Below are 21,666 nucleotides of genomic sequence, written 5' to 3'. Positions count from 1 at the left end.
AAGTAAATAAAAAGATAGCCCCACGATTAGCAGTTTAATTCTAATCGTGGGGCTATCTTTCGTTTAAGAAGCTTGTTAACTTTGCTTCATCGGTAATCAGGCTTCAACTTCTTTTTTGATTTCCTCAAAGACGGAATCGATGCCAATCCCAGTTAACAAAGGCACACCTGAAATCACCTTGTCCTTGATGTTGCTGGGCACCATGGTGGTTGAAACGACGATATCATAGTCACCGTTTTCAATGTTAGCCACTTCATCGGCAATCTTAGACTGGTGGAAGACCACTTGATCAATTAACCCTTGATCTTCTAAATAGTCTTTGATTTTGCCAGTCGCGACAGTTGAGGTTGCAATCCCAGTTCCACAGACAACCATTAAATCTTTCTTTGCCATAATCGGGTTCTCCTTTTAATTTAAAAACTAATCTGCATTTGTTTGTTTATGAAATTTATTGAGCCAGACCATTAGGGCCAAAGCAATTATACCCAGTCCAATAATCCCAATCCACAAGAAACTCTTACCGAGGCCAACAATCATCCAAGTCGTCCATGCACCACCATCGGACAGGATCGAGATGCTGGAGTTGCCCTTCATATTGAAGTGCGCTGTCTTTGCGACGGCGGTTAATAGTGGGGCAGCCCATGAAGCGATGAGTAACGAGATAACCATGTCAACAATGCCACCAATGACGATGCGGAAAACATTGCCGTTAAAGACAGCCGCCATAACCGCAATCATGAATGGAATTGTGGCCAAGTCACCAAATGGCAACACGGTGTTACCAGGTAGAATAACGGCGATGAGCAAGGTCAAGGGAACTAAGATCAACGATGCAGATAAGACAGCTTCTTGACCAACGGCTAGGGCTGAATCCATTCCAATATATAAGTTCCGACCTGGGAAATGTTTTTGAACCATTTTGTTAGCTGCTTCAGAGATCGGGGTTAGTCCTTCCATTAACAACGACACCATGCGCGGCATTAAGATTAGCACGGCAGCGGTTGAAACGCCTAAGTTCAAGATCTTAGCAACTGGATATTCAGCTAAAGCTCCAATGATAATCCCAATGATTAAACCCATCACCGCCGAATCACCAAAAATCCCCAGTCGTTTTTGAATGCGTTCAGGAGTCCATTCGATATTTTTGACGCCGGGAATGCGGTCTAATAGCCAGTTGATTGGTAAAGCCAGAACGAATCCAGGCGCAGAGGCTCCTTGTGGGAAGGAAATGCCAGCTAAGCCATAGTGACGCTGAATGGTTGGTGCGGCTAGATCAGCCAAGAAGTAGATCCACATGAGGTGGACGACCATCGTGACGAGACCAAGCGCAAAGTTGTGCGTCGCGGCGTAGACGAGTGAACCGGTAAAAGCAATGTGCCAGTAGTTCCATAGGTCAACATCCAGTGTCTTGGTTAAACCAACGACTAACAAGATGACGTTAGCGGCCACCCCAATTGGAATCGCCAAGCTCCCCAAAACCGTGCCGTATGAAATTGCCGACGCGGCTGGCCAACCGACATCGATGGTCGAGAGATGTAAGCCGAAGTTCTTAACCATTGCTTGAGCAGCCGGTCCTAGGTTGGAGGTTAGCAACCCGATGACTAAGTTCAATCCAGTGAAGCCAATCCCAACGGTTAAGCCAGCTTTGAAGGCCTTACCTGGTTTTAAGCCTAAGAGTAATCCGAAGATCAATAATAAAATTGGGAGCATTACCGTGGGTCCGGCGCTCAGTAACCATTTAATAACTGCCATTTTTTAAAATACCCCTTTTAAATTAATTAATGTTGTTCTCATTTAAGATTGCTAAAACTGCGGTGGGAGTTTTTGCATGGATCAGTTGATTCATAACTTCCGTATTTTGAAACATGGTCATCAAATTTTGAAGCATGGTTAACTGGGCATGCGGTTCCTTTAGCGCCAGCATAAAGATCAATTCAACTGCAACGGGTTGTCCGTCACCCATTTGTTCAAACGTCACTGGTTGTTGTAGTCTAGCGACCGCGATTTTAGCGGTATTGACATGTTCAGCGTCAGTGTGAGGAATCGCCACCCCAATTGTCGCAGTTTGCAGGCCGGTGGAAAAGTTGGCCTCACGGTTAATGATGGCCTCGCGATAACTAGCTTTGACGAAACCATCTTTGTGCAAATGTTCAGCAATTTGACTGAGGGCATCATTGCGATCAGTTGCTTGTGTATCTAGTAGAATCAAATTCTCTTCAATTAATGCCATGGTAAACCATCCTCATTGTCGAAATCATCACGGTTAAATTAAGCGCTTTCATTTAACTATGAGTTTATTATCAGGCCTGTGGTAGAATTATGCCATATACAGATAGACGGAGTTTGTTGTGCATATGCACAATTTAAGAGGAGAGCGCACATATGTTAAAACTGGCTGGAGATAGCCTGACGCGACTGATTGAGACGATTCAGATTGATTTGCCTTATGAACTACAACTTTTTGATCATGACGGAAAAAATCTGCGAACACGCAAGCGTAATTCGGCCGCGGTGGAGGCGATCACGACTAAGACGACAACCGTTGATGATTGGGATGCCGCCAAAATGGGCGTGATCGCGCCCGTGCGCGTCAACATCAATGTGGGCGCCGTAGAAGTCATGGGCGAACCGACAGTGGTGGCGCCGTTTGTCCGAATCATCGTCGATAGTTTTGAATTTTTAGTTCAATCAGAAATTGAACATCGGCAGCAACAAATTGACTCCGAGGAACGTTCAATCTTCTATCATCAGTGGCTATTACTGAGTTCTTTAGATGACGCGGATCAGCATTTCTTAGACACTGCGCGTAAATTAAAAATTGACTTATCAAGAAAGTATCAAGTGGCGCTGATTCGAATTCCCAATGATGAACATCAACGTCAAGAGTTAGCAGCGGTGCTGGCGCATTCAACCCTCTCGTATTTAACGTTTACTCATTTGGAATATATTATCTTTACAGATGACTTACGAGAATTGGACGAAATTTTGAAGCAAGTTCGGCATCATGAGCAATGGCAAATGGGGGTCGGCAATGTTCGACAATCTTTGCATGACTCACTGCATGAAGCGATGCGAACCATTCTGATTGCTAAATACTTGCATTATACGGATATGTATTTTTATCAACAGTTGGTTGAAGTCGATGAGTTGATGCAGAGCAATATTGATGTTAGCGAAATTACCGACGCCATGATCGCTTTAGCAGCAACGAATAATGGTCAGGAACTTTTGCAAACTTTTTGGACATTTACGCAACTGAATGGTGATAACTCATTAACGGCTAAGACACTGCATATTCATCGCAATACGTTGCGCTATCGCTTAGATAAATTTAGCGATGCAATTAACGTTGATCCACGAAATTTGTCGGAATATCCACGCGTTTACATCGCTTACTTAAAATATATACGGCAAAGTTTTATTGGCAATCTGATTTAAGGGAGTCATTTCTGGCTCGTCACTAAAGTGGTCCTATGGTACGATACGTTCGTCATTCAAAATTAAGAAAATAGGTGAAACACGGTGGATTATCGAGCTTCTTTGGCGCAACAGCAGCAAGCCTATGTCAAAACGGCTGGTTTCTATGGCTGGCTCCGTCAGCATCGCCGGTTGTGGCTTTGGTTGACGTTTATTATTGTTGCTTTAGTAATTGAATTGCCGTTTTTATTAAACAATCAATTGTTTGGTGGCTGGGATCAACAGTTTCATGTGAATCGGATTGAGGAATTGTATCGGGCCGCGCAACAGGGCATGTGGCATAACGCGATTAGCACGTTTACTTTTCGGCAAGCGGGATTAGGCATTCAGATTTTTTACCCTTATCTATTCTTGTACCCCTATGCGCTACTGCGTTTGCTTGGGATCCCGGGAATTTCGGCCTTATATTTGGGCAATTTACTTTACATTATTTTAGGGTGTTGGATTGCTTATTGGTGCATGTTGAAATTTTTGCAAGTTCGTCAGGCGCGGCGACCGATTATGGGCGCCTATCTATTCGCCGTCTTGTACAACTTGTCGGGCTATCTTGTCTTTAACGAGATGGTGCGCTTTGATTTGCCAGAAGCTCAGTCAATGATGTGGTATCCGTTATTGTTTCTAGGTCTGTATTTGACGTTGAAACGACATCGCCGCGGCTGGCTGTTAACCACTTTGGGCGCCGCGATGTTGGTTTATACCCACGTCCTGTCAGCTGCCTTAGCGGCTGGGATGGTGGTCGTTGTCTTGGTCCTAGGTTGGCGTGATTTGCGGGATGGTCGAACGTGGCTTGATCTGGCCCTAACTGGTCTAGCGACGCTGGTTATTAGTCTGCCAGAATTGTTACCGATGTTAAAAACGAGCCAAGCGGTCACGATTGCCTCGCCAAAATTGGGTTCCATGGCCGGTCAAGCGATCTCGCCGTTAGTCGCAGTTGGTTATGGTTTAGGCAATGTCACTAAAACTGGCCTACTGACGCATGGTGTGACCTTAGGGACGATTATTCTGATGGCGTTAGTCGCCACATGGGTTGGTTTTCGTCATTTAGATCGTTTTGGTAGAACGATGACGATCCTGAATACGCTGCTATTTTGGGCGACGACCAAGTTATTTCCGTGGCAGCTATTTGAGCACACGCCTGTCCGGATTTTGCAGCACCCATGGCGGTTCTATACGTTTATTAGTTTCTTCACGTTGGTGGTTTTCGTGTTGTTGATTGACCAGATCCAACTGCAGCAGTTGTGGCGTCGTGTCATTGTGAGCGCGGCGATGTTGTTAACATTAATAACGAGTATTGCGACTGTGGCTGTATCTAAGCCCGCTGTGACGGCCAGCGGTTATCATCATTTTGCGACCGCCGCCCGTTACTTTGATTACGCGCCTAAACGAAGCTTGCCTTATCTGACAGCGATTTATCGGCATCAAGCGATTATTTTACAAGGAAAACAGGTCATCGATAAATCAACGGTGACGCTAACGCCACGGCCAAACGGCACGAAAATTAGGGTACCAGCCGTCGCCCAAGGTCGCCAAATTGACTTGCCATTTTTTAACTACGGTACTGGCTATCGCGTGACGACAGATCAAGGCGTTCGGCTCACACCGCGGATTTCAAAGCGGGGCACGATTCAAGTTACGTTACCTCGCCAAACTCGTTCAGTAATCATTCAATATTGATCATTACAATTGTGTCTTTTGTAGCGGTTCCAATCGCTTAATTTATAGGTAAAACGCCTAGTCTGGGTAATGCTGTTAAAGGACGACCTAGACTAGGCGTTTTATCTTGATGAAGCTGGCTAAATTTTTGTTTGATAATCAATTATCATGCTCGTTAGTGCTCAGGCTCAAAGCGGCCGCCGTCGCTCTGAGTTATTGTTGAGCTACATAAGCCTGATTCTTGTGCCTAGCCCATCAGTAACCATCGGCAAAAAGCGCCAATCGTTACTGACCCGCTAGTGCTCAGAATCACCCGGCTTATTTCGCTCTGAGTTATTGACGCGGATCCAACATTGTCAGTTGGATCCGCTGACGTTTTTGATCAATTTCTTCCACCCAAACAGTGACAATATCACCAACCGAAACAATTTCGGCGGGATTCTTAACAAAACGTTTGGTTAATTTAGAAATATGCACGAGACCATCATGTTTGACACCAATGTCAACAAAAGCGCCAAAATCAATCACGTTGCGGACGGTTCCTTGTAACTTCATCCCCGGCTGTAAGTCCTCGATGGTTAACACGTCATGACGCAGTAGCGGTGCCGGCATATCATCACGTAGATCCCGACCCGGTTTGAGTAAACTTGCGATAATATCAGTGATCGTTTCGACACCAGTCTTTGTCTCAGCAGCTAGGGCCTGCTGATCAAGGGTCTGCATCGTCTTAATAAATGTTGGTTCGCCGAGATGTGTCACGTCAAAACCGGTTTCAGTCAAAACTTGGTTGGCGGCTCGATAACTTTCCGGGTGAATATCGGTGTTATCGAGTGGGTTATCGCCCCCAATAATGCGGAGAAATCCCACCGCTTGTTCATAAGCTTTTGGGCCAAGCCGGGGAACTTGCTTTAATTGCCGGCGATCCGTATAGCGTCCGTTTTCATTCCGAAACGTGATGATATTGGTCGCGATGGTCTGGTTTAAACCAGAAATATGCGTTAACAGTTCGGCACTGGCCGTGTTCAGGTTGATGCCGACTTGGTTAACTGCCGTTTCAACGACCGTATCTAATTGTGCCGTTAGGTCCTTATTAGGCACATCATGCTGGTACTGGCCAACACCAACACTTTGCGGATCGATTTTGACTAATTCAGCGAGCGGGTCTTGCAAGCGCCGGCCGATACTAATGGCGCTACGCTCTTCGACGTGTAGGTCAGGAAACTCATCCCGTGCTGCTTGACTAGCCGAGTAGACAGACGCACCGGCTTCATTAACGATGACGTATGAAATGTCACGAGGGATGTCGCGCAAGACTTCCGCGACAAACGTTTCTGATTCTCGCGAGGCGGTTCCGTTACCGATTGCGATCATCGTGACTTGATATTGTTCCAGTAAATCGCGGAGCTGGCTCGCGGCAGCCTGACGTTTAGCGGCTGGAGCTGGTTTATGCGGATAAATAACTAGTTTGGTTAGAAACTTACCATTGGCATCAATGACGGCAAGTTTACAGCCAGTGCGATAGGCTGGGTCGAAGCCAAGGACGACTTGGCCTTTCATCGGTGCTTGCATCAGTAGATGATAAAGATTCGTCCCAAAAACTTGGATTGCGTGTGTGTTGGCCGTATCGGTCAGTTCACGCCGCAATTCGCGCTCAATTGCTGGGCCGATAAAGCGTTTATACGTGTCAGCGTAAGCTTCGCTAACTAATGGAACGGCCGGGCCTTGATGATGTCCGACGATTCGAAAACGTAAAAAGTTAAGGATTGCCGATGTGTCCACATCAATGCTGACCTTTAGAATAGCCGCTTTTTCACCACGATTAATGGCTAGCGTTTGGTAGGCAGCCAGCTTGGTCAGCGGCTGTTCAAAGTCATAGTACTGCTGATAGACACCGTCCTCGTCTAGCGCGGCACCTTTTGGTTTCACCGTGACGACAAGCTTTGCATGGGTGCGAGTATAGTCACGAATAAATGCACGAAAGCTGGCCTCTTCACCAAAGGCTTCTGCGAGAATCTCGTGGGCACCGGCGTAAACATCGGCCAGCGTGGCCAAACCTTGGTCAGGTGCCAGATAGGTTGTCGCTACTTGATCAAGCGGTTGGTTGGCAAAGCTTAACAACCACTTGGCGAATGGCAATAACCCTTGTTCTTTAGCAATGGTGGCCTTTGTACGCCGCTTTTGTTTATAAGGAAGATAGAGATCCTCAACGGCTTGCAAAGTGGTTGCCGCAGAAATTTGCTGGGCAAGCTTGGGCGTCATTGCCTGCTGTTCGGTAATTTGTTTGGTGACCTCAGCTTTTCGAGTGGCCAATTTTTCAAAATGTTGCCAGGTGTCTTGGATGGTTCTGATTTGAACCTCGTCTAAGCTCCCGGTCATTTCCTTTCGGTACCGGGCCACAAACGGAATGGTGTTGCCATCATTTAATAACGACAAGGTAGCCGTGAGTTGGTGCTGAGTAATGTCAGGCAAAGCATCGTTGACTTGATGCAATAAGGTTGGATCTAATTCGCTGGCCATAGTACCTCCTAATTCGTGCAAATATAAATAGTCTTTAATCATTATACGTGAATTTCACACTGCCTGGACTAAAGATTCGTTCATCGCACAGTGTTCGAAATATTTGTAACAGTATCGCTTGTATTGCCGACGATCAGCGATTTAATTAGCTGGGCTAATTATCAAAAAAGCACGCATTGTGATTAGACCGGTGTTTAGACTTATCGAAACATTTTCGCACACTTACTTGTTTTTAATGTACAGTGTTCGAGAGCCGTGTTATACTGATTCGGTTTTTAGATCACTGAGAAAGTAGGCAGTCAAAATGATGGCAAGCGTAGCGACAACACCAACTGTACCGATGGTGTTTGAGCGACATGAACAAAAATATGTCATGAGTCAGGCCACTTATCAGCAATTATTAGTGGCGTTAGGTGACGAAATTAGCATGGATCAATACGGGCAGCAGACGATTTCCTCGCTGTATTATGACACCGTCGGTTATTTATTTGCGCGGCGACAGTTAGATGACAGTAGCTACCGGGAAAAACTTCGCTTGCGGGTCTATGGTAGCCAGATTACGGCAAATCAAGCAGCCTTCGTTGAATTAAAAAAGAAAGTCAAGGGGATTACCTATAAACGCCGGATTCAATTGTCGTACCAGACAGGCTGTGACTATTTAGGTCAACAAGGAATGTCAATGGGTCGCCAACACGACATGAATTATCGAGAAATTGATCATTTTGTTCAACAAACAACTTTGCCGACACGGACGGCGGTGATATACGAACGTACGGCTTACTCAAGTCAACGGGGATTACGCGTCACCTTTGATGAAAATATTCGTTGGCGATCTGGTGATGTTGATTTGACCACGGCTGCACCAACAAAGGCACTATTAGCACCGGGAATGGTCGTCATGGAAATTAAAATTCCGCAGGCGTTACCGTTAGCCTGGAGTCAAATTTTTGCAAAATTACATCTGTATCCACAACCATTTTCAAAGTACGGCCTAATCTATAAGTACGGTATTTTGGGGGGCAAACAATGCTTATCAGCTATTTAGGAAAGGCTCATCACTTGGTGACCTTTGAACAGATTTTAATTACGACATTGGTGACTTTGGTTTTAGGACTCATCGTGGCCTTTGTCTATATGTACCGAAATCACTATTCGCGTCATTTTATTTTCGCGGTTGCGATGTTGCCCATTCTCGTCCAAGCGACGATTATGATCGTGCATGGTAATTTGGGGGCCGGGATCACCGTTGCGGGTGCGTTCAGCCTGGTTCGCTTCCGATCAGCACCAGGGAATGCACGTGAGATGGTGACGATCTTTTTTGCAATGGCAATTGGCCTAGCAACCGGACGTGGCTATTTACTGTATGGCATCTTTTTCACCGTGATCGTTAGCCTCGCAATGCTGTTATATACGATGATTGATTTTGGCTCTGGAAACGAAAACGAGCGATTGATGAAAATTGTGGTGCCTGAAGACTTAGAATATGAGCACGCGTTTGACGATATTTTTGAGCGTTATACCAAAGAAGTTGCGCTAAATAACGTACGTACGACTAACCTAGGCAGTTTGTTTGAGTTACAATATCGCGTTATTTTGAAACAAGCGGACCAGCAAAAAGCGTTTATTGATGAGCTCCGCGAACGAAATGGCAACTTAGAAGTCGCGTTACGAGCAGACATCTCTGACACCAACAGTGCTTTATGAGCAATTAACGGTGTCGGGAATTTCATGAATTGTCGTGTTACGTCAGTACTAGGTCGCTTCCACACTGGTACCACACTGATTTTAAAAAAGGAGATCACTTCATGAAACGAACCTTATCACGAGAATTGATCGTTGCCGAAGCGAATAAATTGGCTGAAAAAGAAACCTTGCACAACTTGTCATGGCGAGGAATGGCCCGTCACTTACAGGTTCAGCCGCAGACTTTATATCATTATTTTCCTAGTCTAGGTGATTTAAAAGCGGCTGTTGCTGACTATCAGCGTGGGCAGCTGGAGCGACAACTGTACGCCAATCTAGTACCGGTGTCCGGGGCGGATGCGTTATATGTTTTTGCCGAAACGATCTTTACCTTTGCGAAAAATCATCCCTCCTTTACTGAAATTATGACGGACCAAATTCAGGGGCGAAATGCTTCAGAGTGCGTCACGGATCAGCAAAGTACCGTTGTTAAAATTCTCGATGATATTTTGAAACCGATGATCGCTGATGATGAGCAACGTTTACAGGTGAAACGCTTCTTACTAAGCTCGTTGTTCGGTTATGCGAAGCTTTCCTTTAGTGGTTTCTTTGCTGAGCAGCAGGCAACCGCCGATTCTTTAAAAACAATTGTGACCTTTTTAATTCGCGCCATTCCAATTGATGGGCAAAACCCAACTTCTTCACAAGGAGATTAGCATGTTTCAAACCAAAAAGCAGCGGCATCGCTGGGCACTAGCGACTTTGATTGTGGTCATTATTGGCTTACTTGTTGGCGCGTTTGTCTGGATTAGGACGACTTCGACGCGCCAATTACCATTAGGCACAGCCCACCCCACCCACAAATTAGCGACCGTTAAATTAACTGGACCATTATCACAGACCGCTGACACCCATCCGGTGGCGACCTTTAAAATAACGGACGCTAAAACTGGGATTAAACAAAAAGCCTACGTCAAAATGCAGTGGCAGGGGCAGAGTTCACGGCGTTATGATAAGAAGAACTGGAAGTTAAAGTTCTATCGTGATAAAAAGCTGAAGCATAAATTGAAGTGGCGCGTTCAACCAGGATGGCAGAAGCAGAGCACGTATGTTTTAAAGGCGAACTATATCGATGCTACCCAAGCTAGAAATTTGGTGAACGCTAAGCTGTGGTCATCGATGGCCGCAACACGTGAAGGTGCACCCAAGCAATTGGCAGATGCGCAAAATAATGGCGCAGTCACTGGTTTTCCGGTTAAAGTTAAAGCCAACGGCGACCAATGGGGTGTCTACACGCTTAATACCGCCAAAAATGCTAAGTTATGGCACATGGACAAACACAACCGCGCACACATGGCATTATCGAGTAATGGCTGGAATCGTAGTGACTTGTTTCGCACAGATGATGTCGCCTTTAATGCTACGGGGTGGACGCCTGATGTGCCAAAGACACTAAGCACTGCACAAAAGGATGAATTTCGGCGGTTAGTCCATTTTGTCAATACGAGTGATGATCATCAATTTAAAGCGCAAGCTGGGAACTATTTAGACGTTAACTCGGTCATTGATATGTACTTGTTCACCAACTTGATTCATGATCAAGATGGTCTAGGGCGGAATTTTGAATTGGTCACTTATAATGGTCTGCGGTGGTCAGCAACCATGTATGACATGGATTCAACTTGGGGATTATACGAGAATGGTCGTCATCTATATCCATCTGGCACAGCTGTTTCGCATAATTATCCCAACCACGGCGATCTCAAGACAGCGGAAGGTAATCGGCTAATTCAACGGGTTGTGCAGGCCTATCCACAGCGGGTGCAAGCTCGTTGGCGACAACTGAGAAAACAAACGTTAACGCCGACAGTCATTAATCAGGATTTCACCACACTGATGACTCAAATTGGGGAACAAAACTATCAACAGACGTTTAAATTAAACCCGGGAATTCCATCAAAACGTTTAACTAGTTTGATGCAAGTGCGGCGTTCAATTAAGCGACAATTTAAAGATAGCGATGCATTGTTCAATGATTACACAAGTAACGTTCAGCACTTAAACTTTAATTATGTGCCGCCAACGCCAGTTCAGTAAGAAAGCCTGCAAGTTACTAAAGTTAGCCAAAGAAGGTGACCGGGATGCTTTATCATGATTCACAATTAGCCACATATGTTGATCGGCCAACTCGGTTTACGTGTCGAGTGCGGTTGTATGGTGTGATGCTTGAGACTCATTTGAAGAATACTGGTCGTGGCGCAGATGTGCTATTAGCAGGGGCGATTGTAGTCATCGTTCCGGCCACTAATCCAACGCGTAAAACGCATTGGGACTTAGTTGCTGTGCGCAAGCAAACAGAACACGGTGATTTTTGGGTAAATGTTGATAGTTCAGCCCCCAACCAGGTTACTAAAGAGGCAGTTGCGTCTGGATTGCTGAAATTTCCTGGGTTAACTGGCACGATTACTGAGTTTCGACCAGAGGTAACCTTTGGCGATTCCCGGGTCGATTTTAAGGGACGTACCAGTACCGGCGAAGAATTTTTTGTCGAAACGAAAGGATGTACCTTGGAAAACCAAGGCGTGGTTGCCTTTCCTGATGCGCCGACGATCCGAGCAGTTAAACACGTCTACAATTTGGAAAAAGCGATGGCGGCCGGGTATCGAGCCTTTCTGATGTTTGTGATTCAAATTGATAACATCGATTTACTGACGCTAAACCAGGCAATGGCGCCTAAGTTAACGCAAGCAATCCGGGATGCGCTTCCGCAAGGCTTACAAATTATGGCCTATTGTTCAACCGTCGATGAATTCGGGATTGTTCTACATCGGCCGACACGTTTTGAGATCAATGCGCCATTTGTTGATCCCCAACAGGCTGGATGAATTTCATAATCATTTGTTGAATGGATAAAACGAAGCGAGAGTGAGACATAACGCCGAATTGAGCGCGAGCACTAGCAATAAAGGGATCATCTTCCACACTTTGGAAGGTGACCCCTTTATTGCTAGGCACAGCTCTCAGGCGTTTGTCGCACGTTTTGACCATGGCGACGTGGTGCACAAAAATGAAGCCCAACGCCTTTTATAAGTTATGCCCCAAACTTGTCTTTGTCGAGCTACACCAGCCTGTTACCTGTGCCTATCCCAGCCCGATCAATTGGCAAAGAACGCCAACTGCTCAGGCTCCGCTAGTGCTCGGTAACACCCAGCTGGTTTCACTCTGATTTTCTTTGCCGAGCTACACCAGCCTGTTACCTGTGCCTAGCCCAGCTGGTTTGGCTCTGATTTTTTTAAGTTAGTGAAGTATTAATGGCGACGGTGCACCATAAAGGTCACCACGTGCAAAATAATTGCTAGTAAAGTAAAGAAAATGATGACGAAAACCGCCCAGTTGAGCCAAAAATTCGTTGGGGAAATGACCGGTGCCAAACCAGTCTGGATCCCCATGGTGATTAACGACATGATTGCAATCATTATAAACAGTTCGACGTAGCGCTTCATGGTATTGTCATCTCGTTTCGTTTTGCTTGGCAGTTTAGTGCCCCATTTGTGACAGGTGTTCAAGGTTCGTTCAGGAATTTGGTCCCCATTTTTAAAGGTGCCAGGACAGACGATTTCATGAATTTTGATCAAACCGGCCGCATTCATCACCGTATCAATTTGCCGAAACGTGGTGTCGGTGACACCCGTAAAGAGGTTATTGAGCGGACTGATATAACAATCGGTGATGCTAAGGTAATGCTTATTTTTAAAACGATCGGGGTGTGCATCCCCAGCATGATCAATGCGGACTAAGCGCCAACGCAGACAGTCGAGAAAGTGCTTCATGATTCCTGATAGGCCACCCCAATAGGTGGGTGCCGCAAGAATCCAGACATCACTAGTTAATAGTTTTTCGGTTAACGCATCTAAGACAGGATTGGGAGCTCCAGTATCCGGGTGGATGTCATAGTCAGCCAAGTAAATTAATTCTGTTTCATGCGGCGACGGAACACTAGCTAAGGTGGTCGTCAATAATTGCGCGGTGACACCATGTTCTTTATGGGCGCCGAGAATTCCCAGGACTTTCATGAATGGCCTCCAACGGCTTTATTTATCTTATGATAAATATATTTAAAAAGTTTAACTATATTTCTAGGATATCATAAAACAATCGTGGGTGTCGGCCACGTTTATAGATGGGCCAAATACGCCCAATTGTGCTTGTCTGTTGTTGCTCGGTCTCAAACCGGTCTGGCTCACGCTCTGTTTTTAAATTGACACTTTTGTCATTCTTCATTATACTTTGTCATACATTTGAAATGGGGGACCGACTATCGTAATACGTATACATCCTTATATTCATTTCCCCAACGCCAAGGCCGCAATGAGCTACTACCAAGAAGTTTTTGGGGCAACCGATTTATTTCGGATTCCGGTTACAGAAGCAACTGCGCGGGAATTGGACTTAATTGATCCTAATTTAGAAGATTCAACGATTCATGGTGGCTTTCGGGTCATGGGCTCACAGATCCTATGTGCGGATGATTTCATGGATCAGCCACAGCATGCCACGAATATTGCGATTATGCTGGACTTTAATGCTGACGACAGTGAAGAAGTTGCGCAAGCACAAAAGTTTTTTGATCGAGTGGCGAACTCAGGACGCGTACGCGTGACTAACTCGTTCAGTGCCGCTTATTTCACTGGCAAACGGGGCGAGTTTACTGACGAGTACGGTGTTAACTGGATCGTCAGTTGTCGACCACACAATTGGATTGAACATGCACCAGTGATTTCTGGCGAGCAAAGTATTGCACCAACACAGGATGCGTCTCGTTAGAAATGGCTAAATAAAGTAGAAGCAAAAAAGGTTAGCGCTGATTTTTTCAGCACTAACCTTTTTATAAAATAAGCATTAGTTGTTGTGAACGAAGTCAACCACGTTACGGCCAACCACCGTGTTGTCCTTTAATTCTTGGATCATATCGTTGATTTCTGATAACTTGCGAGTCCGAACGATTGGGTGAACCAAACCTTCAGCGCCGAATTGGAATGTTTCAGCTAAGTCTTGGCGGGTCCCAACAAGTGAACCAGCAACGACGATACCATCAAGTACTGTCTTAGCAATGTTCAATTGCATGTCACCTTGTGGTAAAGCAACCGCAACCAGCTTGCCATCTGGGCGCAATGAATCAACGGCTTGGTCAAAGGCTGAAGTTGTAACGGCAGTAACTAAAGCAGCATGAACCCCGCCGACTTTTTCTTGAATTTGTTCATCAACGTTACCATCGTGACGGTTAATTAAGATGTCTGCGCCGGCTTGCTTTGCGGCTTCCAACTTGTCTGGGTTCCCATCAACGGCAATAACGTGCGCGCCAAAGACGTGTTTAGCATATTGGATGGCCAAGTTACCTAGACCACCGGCACCAACAACTGAGACCCATTGACCTGGTTTAACATCCGCTACCTTAATCGCTTTATACATTGTTACCCCGGCACAAGTTAAGGAGGTAGCTTCTACTGGATCCAAGCCATCAGGCACCTTAACGGCGTAGTTGGCGTCTACAATAACTTGTTCGGCCATGGCACCATCAACGGTAAAGCCTGAATTTTGGACCTGACGGCAGAATGTTTCGCGTCCAGTTAAACAATATTCACAGTGGCCACAGCCTTTGAAGAACCAAGCGATGGAGACCCGATCACCGACTTTAACTGCGTCAACGCCATCAGCTACTTTAGAGACGATCCCAACGCCTTCGTGTCCAATGATTCGTCCAGGCTTGTCACCGAAGTCACCGGCAGCAACGTGTAAATCAGTGTGGCAAAGACCACAATATTCAACATCAACAAGTGCTTCACCAGGTTTTAAATCACGTAAGGTAACATCTTTAACATCGACGAAGCCATCAACATTATCCCGAACAACAGCAGCTTTCATGAATTGATCTCCTTTTGATTAGAACTAATTTTTGTTTTCAACAGTTTAATCATATCAGGAAGCGATCGGAATTTAAAGTGAATTAATGAGCATTTGCAAACTTTTTTCATCATTGGTTTGATTGCGAAGGACTAATAGGCAGTTAAACCGAATTTTTAATGACGTTTAGTAAGTGATTTTCATAAACTGACTTGTGAATAACTCTTAAAATAGGCCACTTTTAGTTGATCGAAGCTTAATAGCTCTGCCGGCGTCCGTTGCCCAAAAATGATACATGCCACTAGTTTTAAGGAGTAAACTAATTATCCGCGACTAGAATGTGTGCGGCGTGATAGAATGGCCTTAAGGACGCGAATCGTGCAAAATTAAGGAGCGGATTTTTCTGAAAGTCCAACGCAAAGACATCAAATTTAGTTGGCTATTTGTTGCCTCGCTGTTAAATAACGCGGGGGCTAGTTTCCTTTGGCCGTTAACGACCATTTATTTACATAACTACCTCCACGAATCATTGACACTAGCTGGTTGGGTGCTATTAGGAATGTCGCTAATGATGATTGTCGGTGACTCGGTCGGTGGCTACTTGTTTGACCATTGGAAACCTTGGCAGACCGGAATTATGTCAGCGGCGCTGGCGACCCTTGGTGTCGTGGCCTTGATTTTTTGGCATGGCTGGCCGGTTTATGGATTACTGCTGCTGGTGATTGGGTTCGGTGATGGCGTCAATATGACGATTTTAAATTCCTTGGCGACGTGGGTGACGACAACCTCAACGCGGCACGTGTTCAATATGCTTTACGTGGCGATGAATATTGGGGTGGTGATTGGCACCTTGATCGTTGGTTATGCGATCAAATTTGGCATCACCACAGTCTTTATTATTGCAGCGGTCTGCTATGCTGCGTTGACGTTAGTGGTCACGTTACATTTCAATGTAGCGCCTAAGACACACCGCGCTAAAAGCCAAGTCACTAGTGGTCGGCGCACCCGGATGCCACTCTTAGTTGGCCTGATTTTGTTGCTACTATTGGCGATTAACTTAGCTTATTCCCAGTGGGAGAGTGTCATTTCGGTGCACATGACTAACTTGGGAATTCCAGTGTTGAATTATAGTTTGTTGTGGACGTTAAATGGCCTGATTATCGTGATCTGTCAACCCTTTATCACGCGATTTAGTGAACGTTTCCGCATTGAAAACGTCATTTTGGTTGGTATTACATTATTTGCGGTTTCATTTTTCATGCTGATTTTTGCCCGCAGCTATGTAGCGTTTATTGTGACGATGATTGTACTAACATTCGGTGAAATGATTGGTCATCCTGCTTTACCGGCGTGGATTGCGGTCAAGGCTCCAGCGACCGAGGCCGGCCGATATCAAGGTTTCTCTAACATGGCAATTGCGTTTGGTCGGGCGATCGGCCCCTTATTCGGTGGGCTTATGTTAGACTATGCGACATTCTCGAAACTATTTTTGGCTGTCGGAACTGTTCAAATGATCGCGTTATTTGCGGTCTATGGTCGGGCGCATTTTGAACGGCGTCGGAAAACCACTGTCGTTAAGAATGCTCATGACTGACGACGAACCATTAGTGGTGTCAAAGAAAGATTAATTTGAATAGCACTAAAATCGCCGCCCTCTCAGTGATCGAGAAGCGACGATTTTTGGCGTTAATTTATTTAATAGACGGTTGGCTTGAAACCTGATTGACTCGATCGACCAAAACGTTATAAATGCGCTTAACGTCGGCAGTGGTCCCACGTAGTTCATAATCGGCCAAGAATGGGAAGCCATAATCCTTGGCGTATCGACGTGCAGTTAAACAATACTGCTCGTTGAAGTTACGATTGCCGGATCCGACAACGCCAAGGCAATGCTGCCGATTATTACCGTAAGCGATGTATTCGCCTAGGACATTGGTCATCAACTCCTTGACGCCGTTATCAATGCCATTGCCACCATCTAAATAGGTGGGAACAAAGGCAAAGTAAGGCAGGGTTTCGTGGGTGAAATCTGTTTGTTCAGAAATTTCTACAGCGTTAACTGCTGGTTGATTAGTGTCAGCGGTGTGTTGCTGTTCCGCATATTCTGTCAGGTGCTGGACAAAATTGCGGGTGTTTCCTTCGATTGAGATGTAGCGAATGTTTAAGGCCATCGTGCCACGCTCCTTTATAAAAATTCAGGACTAATTGTTCAAAGTTTACAGCACGAGTTTTTTGGAAACCAGTCTTGACGAAATTAAATTTGTCATCAAGTCGTCAACTAGATGGCGTAAACTAAGTGCTAGCGGAGGAATGACATGGAACAATATTTAATTGTGACCGATATCGATGGTACTTTGATTCCCAAAACGCAACAAGTCTCTGACTTGACGCAAGCCGTGCTGAGTAAATTACAGGCACAAGGGCATGAACTTTACGTGGCAACGGGGCGGATGCTGGCTCTGGCGCGGTCAATTACCGACCAGTTCACGATTCCGATGGGGATTATTAGCGCTAATGGTGCCGTTATCGCCCAAGCCGATCAAATTAAGACGCATTTATTGGGGCAAGAGGCTGCGTTAGCTGCGTATGATATCTGTGACCGTTTAGACTTGGCGATGCGGTTATTTACGTTAACAGATACGTATCACACTTCCCGCGATGAATCAGCGTTAGCGCACATGCGGTTTTTGCGCAAACGGGTGCCGGCTTCAAGAATGATTTCATTGAAATCTCGCGCCGATGTTTTAGCCATTGCCGATCAAGTGACAAATGGTCTGGCGGTCAATCGAGTGGCCGATAATCGTTTGATTCAAGCTCGTCGTGAGTTGATGGAAACGGGCTTATTTTCGCTATCAGCATCAAGTGAAACCAATATTGAATTGATTCCCCGAGGGATTAGTAAGGCGACGGCGTTAAAACAAGTGCAACAGCAATTAGGTATTGATACGGAACACACCATTGTCTTTGGCAATGGGCTAAATGACATCCCAATGTTTGAGTCAGCTGCCACCAGTGTGGCGATGGCCGATGCACCGCAGGCAGTCTTAGACGCAGCAACCACCATTACGGAACCGGCTAATCAAGACGGTGTCCCACGTTTTTTGATGAACCGGTTCAAAATGAATTAAGGCCGGAAAGAAATTTATGCAAACGCTAACATATTTCTATGGCATACTAGTAAGTGAACTACGACACAATCAAGAACGTAGAGCAGGTTTAAATATTAACTTGAGAGGTTACAACAATGATTAATCCAACCGATTTAGATGACGGTCGCACGATCTATTTAGATGGCAGACGCGTGGAAAAGCCGTCGTCAGTGAAGTTGTTTACCGACACCTTGACCTATGTCAATGCGTACTATCGCTTGCAGCAAGAACAGCCGGCAACCCACCTATATGATGACGGCAACCGACATCGTCTTCAAGACGCCTAAGACAGCAGCGGATTTAGCCGCCAAACGCCTTGTCTATCAAGAAATTGCCAGCGCAGCCTATGGCATGTTGGGTCGGACCCCAGATTTTATTGACTCAGGAATGGCCACGCTAGCAGCACATAGTGACTTTTTGGGTCACAATCAATATACGGACTTTGCGGCTAATGCCAAGGCTTATGCGGAACGGATTAAACGCGATGATGTGTTTGTTTCTCATGCGTTGCAAAATCCACAAATCGACCGAGCTCAGGATTTGCATGAAATTACTCAAGGTGCGCCTGGTGTTCATGCCACTGAAGTGACCGATGAGGGGATTTATGTTAGCGGGGCCAAAATGGTGAATACCCTGGCGCCGTTGTCTAATGAATTGTTGATTTTTAATACGCCTAGTTTGGTTACTGGTGATGATGACTACGCCTTGGCGTTCTGGCTGCCAAATAATGCGGACGGTCTGAAGATTGTGTGTCGCAAACCCTTTAATCGACCTGGGCACAGTACCCAAGACTACCCGCTGTCGAATGCATTTGATGAGATTGATGCGTATATTATTTTTGACCATGTGTTTGTACCGTGGACGCACGTCTTTGTCTTCCAGAACGTTGCGATGTCAAACCGATTCTTTATTGATAGTGGGCTATTTCAACACACGACGCATCAAGATCAATCACGGGGCGCGGTCAAATTTGAATTTGTCACGACTTTGGCAATTGAATTGGCGCAAAAGCTGGGTGTTGACCGGTACTTAAACGTTCAAGAGATGTTAGGTGGGCTGACCGCTAATCTGGAATTGGTGCGTGGTGCACTGATTAATTCAGAATTGACCGGGAAGGTTGACGAGGCCGGATTGTTTGGACCTAATGTCCAGCCGTTACTGGCGATTCGGGCACAATTGCCGAAGATGTATCAGGACGCAATTCTAACGATTCAAAAAATCGGTGCGGGCTCGATGATGGGAGTGCCCGACTTCCGTGATTTTGACGGTGAGCTGGGTGAAACATTACGTGCTGTCATGGGGAGCCACTTAATGGATGCCCAAAACCGTGCTAAACTACTGAATTTAGGCTGGGATGTTACTGGTGAAAGCTTTGGTCAACGTCAATTGATGTATGAATACTATCATGGTGGTGATCCGGTGCGGATTCGTGCGTCGCATTATCAAGATGAAGAGCTCACGAATGGCCGGAAAATGCTGGCTGACGTGATGAGAAAAAGTTAATGTAACCAAACGAGAGTGGGACATAACGCCGAATTGAGAGCGAGCACTAGCGAAAAAAGGGATCATCTTCCGTACTTTGGAAGGTGATCCCTTTATTGCTAGGCACAGTTCTCAGGCGTTTGTCGCACGTTTTGACCATGGAGACGGGGTGCACCAAAAAATGAAGCCCAACGCCTTTTATTAAGTTATGTCCCACTCTCTTTTTGGCTCGTTAGCTTAAATCATGCGTCATGTTCATCCGCTGACGAGGTAGTTGCCTCGTCCTGGCTAACCGGTTTTCGAATCACTTCAAACCAATTGATATAAGCGTTCTCGTAATCAAGCGCAGTAAACTGAAAATCACCAATTTGATAATGATCACCAGCTTTGATATCGGGTTCTTTTTCAATAATGTAGCCAGTCAAGGTGACCACTTCAGATTCTTCAAACGCTTTGATATCAGTCTGAAAGTAACGTTCGAAATCGTAAAGGGTCATTTTACCGGAGACGTGATAAGAACCATCGTCTTGTTTAAAGATATATTCGTCAGAGACATCGTCGATTTCATCATGAACGGTGCCAAATAATTCTTCGTAAATATCCTTATCCGTAACAATCCCAGAAGTTCCCCCATATTCATCGACCACGACGACGATGGGCGTCTGCTTGATAATCATTTGTTGCAAAACATCTTGAATTGGCATTGTTTCAGGCACGGTGATAATGTTACGTAAAATCTTGGCAACACTGATGCTGTCATCGGCTTGACTCTGTCGAATGAGGTCGTAGTTATAGACATAGCCGAGGATTTTATCTTTATCGCCATCCGCAACCACGGGGAGGCGACTGAATTGCTCGGTTAGATAAACCTGCAGGGCATCTTTGACCGTGTCGGTGACATCAATCACTTCCAACTGAGTCCGATCGATCATGATGTCGCGGGCGACCTTATCGTTCATTTCAAACGCCCGTTGCATGAAGACGTAATCTTCCTGATCTAATTCACCACCTGTGACAGCGTTGCGGGACAGGTTTAAAATTTCCGCCTGGCTAAAGGCCTCATCACTTTCAGATGCCGGTTGCATGCCTAACATGCGAACAATCCCATTGGCCGAGGTGTTTAATAGCCAAACGAACGGATAGAAAGCGACATGAAAGTACCGCAAAGGCGTCACTACTACCATCATGACCTGAAATGGTCGATCGATGGCGATGTTTTTGGGGACAATTTCAGTGACGACGACTTCAAAATACGTCAACAGAATAATCCCCACCACAGAACCAATTGCATGACCAACGGTGGCGTTTAAGCTCAAATGAGCCGCACCAAATAGATCGATCAATAACTGGGCGACGGTTTCTTCACCAATCCACCCTAAGATAATGCCACACAAAGTTGTCCCGACTTGAGTGGTTGATAAGTATTCATTTAAGTTGTGGACCATCCGTATGGCCACATCAATTTTCTTAGATTTCTTGTCGCGTTTATCTTGCTCTTCTTCGAGGACACTAGGTCGCGTTTGGACTAACGCAAATTCAGCGGCAACGAAGAAGGTGGCAAACACGAATGTAATTAGCATGATGATCAAATTACTAATTATCTGACCACTATCCAACGAATATTCCCCATTTCTTGTTACAAACCATACAACATTATAACGCGCAAGCGGTGTCGTGGCTATCATGTCCGCAATTAAATCGGAACCGTCTAATTTTTGGTTGAAATTTAGGTAGATCTTGATCAGTGGCGGAAGTCCAATTTGATCCACTAGCGGAAAAAGTAGCTGCGGTAGGTGAGTCATTT

20 protein-coding genes are annotated in these 21,666 nt (G+C 45.5%); 12 read left to right on the top strand and 8 right to left on the bottom strand.

Annotated features, from left to right (window positions below):
* Positions 1-96: 96 nt before the first annotated feature.
* From AC27FN_RS09345 to AC27FN_RS09335, 3 genes are read right to left on the bottom strand one after another with little or no spacing between them, the layout of a single operon-like run.
* On the bottom strand, positions 97-393 hold the full coding sequence (locus AC27FN_RS09345) for a PTS sugar transporter subunit IIB (RefSeq protein ID WP_159212133.1): 297 nt from the start codon (positions 391-393) through the stop codon (positions 97-99).
* A gap of 27 nt (positions 394-420) precedes the next feature.
* Positions 421-1,752, bottom strand: coding sequence for a PTS galactitol transporter subunit IIC (locus AC27FN_RS09340; protein WP_305000906.1), 1,332 nt, complete (start codon positions 1,750-1,752; stop codon positions 421-423).
* Positions 1,753-1,774: 22 nt separating this feature from the next.
* On the bottom strand, positions 1,775-2,230 hold the full coding sequence (locus AC27FN_RS09335; RefSeq protein ID WP_487167711.1) for a PTS sugar transporter subunit IIA: 456 nt from the start codon (positions 2,228-2,230) through the stop codon (positions 1,775-1,777).
* A 152-nt stretch (positions 2,231-2,382) separates the two neighbouring features.
* On the opposite strand from AC27FN_RS09335, the gene AC27FN_RS09330 reads away from it, so the two are divergent.
* Positions 2,383-3,438: a PucR family transcriptional regulator gene (locus tag AC27FN_RS09330; protein ID WP_487167710.1), complete on the top strand. Its 1,056-nt coding sequence runs from the start codon at positions 2,383-2,385 to the stop codon at positions 3,436-3,438.
* A gap of 84 nt (positions 3,439-3,522) precedes the next feature.
* A complete protein-coding gene (locus tag AC27FN_RS09325) occupies positions 3,523-5,151 on the top strand; it encodes a hypothetical protein (protein ID WP_487167709.1) in 1,629 nt (542 codons plus the stop codon).
* A 312-nt stretch (positions 5,152-5,463) separates the two neighbouring features.
* Here AC27FN_RS09325 and AC27FN_RS09320 read toward each other — a convergent pair whose 3' ends face one another.
* Positions 5,464-7,647 carry a Tex family protein gene (locus AC27FN_RS09320; protein ID WP_487167708.1) on the bottom strand — a complete coding sequence of 728 codons (2,184 nt, stop codon included), beginning with the start codon at positions 7,645-7,647 and terminating at the stop codon, positions 5,464-5,466.
* A 304-nt stretch (positions 7,648-7,951) separates the two neighbouring features.
* Between AC27FN_RS09320 and AC27FN_RS09315 the strand changes: the two genes are divergently transcribed.
* From AC27FN_RS09315 to sfsA, 5 genes are all read left to right on the top strand, one after another.
* Entirely contained in the window at positions 7,952-8,692 is a 741-nt protein-coding gene (locus tag AC27FN_RS09315; protein ID WP_487167707.1) for a VTC domain-containing protein, read from the top strand.
* Positions 8,674-9,351 carry a DUF4956 domain-containing protein gene (locus AC27FN_RS09310; protein WP_487167706.1) on the top strand — a complete coding sequence of 226 codons (678 nt, stop codon included), beginning with the start codon at positions 8,674-8,676 and terminating at the stop codon, positions 9,349-9,351. The genes AC27FN_RS09315 and AC27FN_RS09310 overlap by 19 nt, the downstream gene beginning before the upstream one ends.
* 101 nt (positions 9,352-9,452) lie before the next feature.
* A complete protein-coding gene (locus AC27FN_RS09305; RefSeq protein WP_487167705.1) occupies positions 9,453-10,046 on the top strand; it encodes a TetR/AcrR family transcriptional regulator in 594 nt (197 codons plus the stop codon).
* A 1-nt stretch (position 10,047) separates the two neighbouring features.
* Positions 10,048-11,427, top strand: coding sequence for a CotH kinase family protein (locus AC27FN_RS09300; RefSeq protein ID WP_487167704.1), 1,380 nt, complete (start codon positions 10,048-10,050; stop codon positions 11,425-11,427).
* Between the two features lie 44 nt (positions 11,428-11,471).
* The gene (sfsA, locus tag AC27FN_RS09295; protein ID WP_487167703.1) at positions 11,472-12,215 is read left to right on the top strand and encodes a DNA/RNA nuclease SfsA; all 744 of its coding nucleotides are present in this window, start codon (positions 11,472-11,474) and stop codon (positions 12,213-12,215) included.
* A gap of 423 nt (positions 12,216-12,638) precedes the next feature.
* Here the strand turns inward: sfsA and AC27FN_RS09290 are convergent, their stop codons facing one another.
* A complete protein-coding gene (locus tag AC27FN_RS09290) occupies positions 12,639-13,403 on the bottom strand; it encodes a flavodoxin family protein (RefSeq protein ID WP_487167702.1) in 765 nt (254 codons plus the stop codon).
* Between the two features lie 295 nt (positions 13,404-13,698).
* On the opposite strand from AC27FN_RS09290, the gene AC27FN_RS09285 reads away from it, so the two are divergent.
* Complete coding sequence (locus AC27FN_RS09285) at positions 13,699-14,154, top strand: VOC family protein (RefSeq protein WP_487167701.1); 456 nt, start codon at positions 13,699-13,701, stop codon at positions 14,152-14,154.
* Positions 14,155-14,229: 75 nt separating this feature from the next.
* Here AC27FN_RS09285 and adhP read toward each other — a convergent pair whose 3' ends face one another.
* A complete protein-coding gene (gene adhP, locus AC27FN_RS09280; protein ID WP_407884452.1) occupies positions 14,230-15,252 on the bottom strand; it encodes an alcohol dehydrogenase AdhP in 1,023 nt (340 codons plus the stop codon).
* Between the two features lie 364 nt (positions 15,253-15,616).
* Here adhP and AC27FN_RS09275 point away from each other — a divergent pair, with 364 nt between their 5' ends.
* On the top strand, positions 15,617-16,825 hold the full coding sequence (locus AC27FN_RS09275; RefSeq protein WP_487167746.1) for an MDR family MFS transporter: 1,209 nt from the start codon (positions 15,617-15,619) through the stop codon (positions 16,823-16,825).
* Between the two features lie 97 nt (positions 16,826-16,922).
* Here the strand turns inward: AC27FN_RS09275 and nrdI are convergent, their stop codons facing one another.
* The gene (nrdI, locus tag AC27FN_RS09270; RefSeq protein ID WP_487167700.1) at positions 16,923-17,402 is read right to left on the bottom strand and encodes a class Ib ribonucleoside-diphosphate reductase assembly flavoprotein NrdI; all 480 of its coding nucleotides are present in this window, start codon (positions 17,400-17,402) and stop codon (positions 16,923-16,925) included.
* Positions 17,403-17,546: 144 nt separating this feature from the next.
* On the opposite strand from nrdI, the gene AC27FN_RS09265 reads away from it, so the two are divergent.
* The 3 genes from AC27FN_RS09265 to AC27FN_RS09255 all read left to right on the top strand — a co-directional run bounded on the left by AC27FN_RS09265 (position 17,547) and on the right by AC27FN_RS09255 (position 19,883).
* Positions 17,547-18,359, top strand: a complete 813-nt coding sequence (locus AC27FN_RS09265; protein WP_487167699.1) for an HAD family hydrolase — start codon at positions 17,547-17,549, stop codon at positions 18,357-18,359.
* A 116-nt stretch (positions 18,360-18,475) separates the two neighbouring features.
* Positions 18,476-18,667 carry a hypothetical protein gene (locus AC27FN_RS09260; RefSeq protein ID WP_487167698.1) on the top strand — a complete coding sequence of 64 codons (192 nt, stop codon included), beginning with the start codon at positions 18,476-18,478 and terminating at the stop codon, positions 18,665-18,667.
* Positions 18,630-19,883 carry a 4-hydroxyphenylacetate 3-hydroxylase N-terminal domain-containing protein gene (locus tag AC27FN_RS09255; protein ID WP_487167697.1) on the top strand — a complete coding sequence of 418 codons (1,254 nt, stop codon included), beginning with the start codon at positions 18,630-18,632 and terminating at the stop codon, positions 19,881-19,883. The genes AC27FN_RS09260 and AC27FN_RS09255 overlap by 38 nt, the downstream gene beginning before the upstream one ends.
* 221 nt (positions 19,884-20,104) lie before the next feature.
* Here AC27FN_RS09255 and AC27FN_RS09250 read toward each other — a convergent pair whose 3' ends face one another.
* Entirely contained in the window at positions 20,105-21,478 is a 1,374-nt protein-coding gene (locus AC27FN_RS09250) for a hemolysin family protein (RefSeq protein ID WP_487167696.1), read from the bottom strand.
* Positions 21,479-21,666 lie beyond the last annotated feature (188 nt).

The sequence above is a fragment of the Furfurilactobacillus sp. W61-4 genome (genome assembly GCF_057545565.1).
Note: the sequence above shows the minus strand (reverse complement) of the source record. Positions and strands in the feature narration are given on the sequence as shown.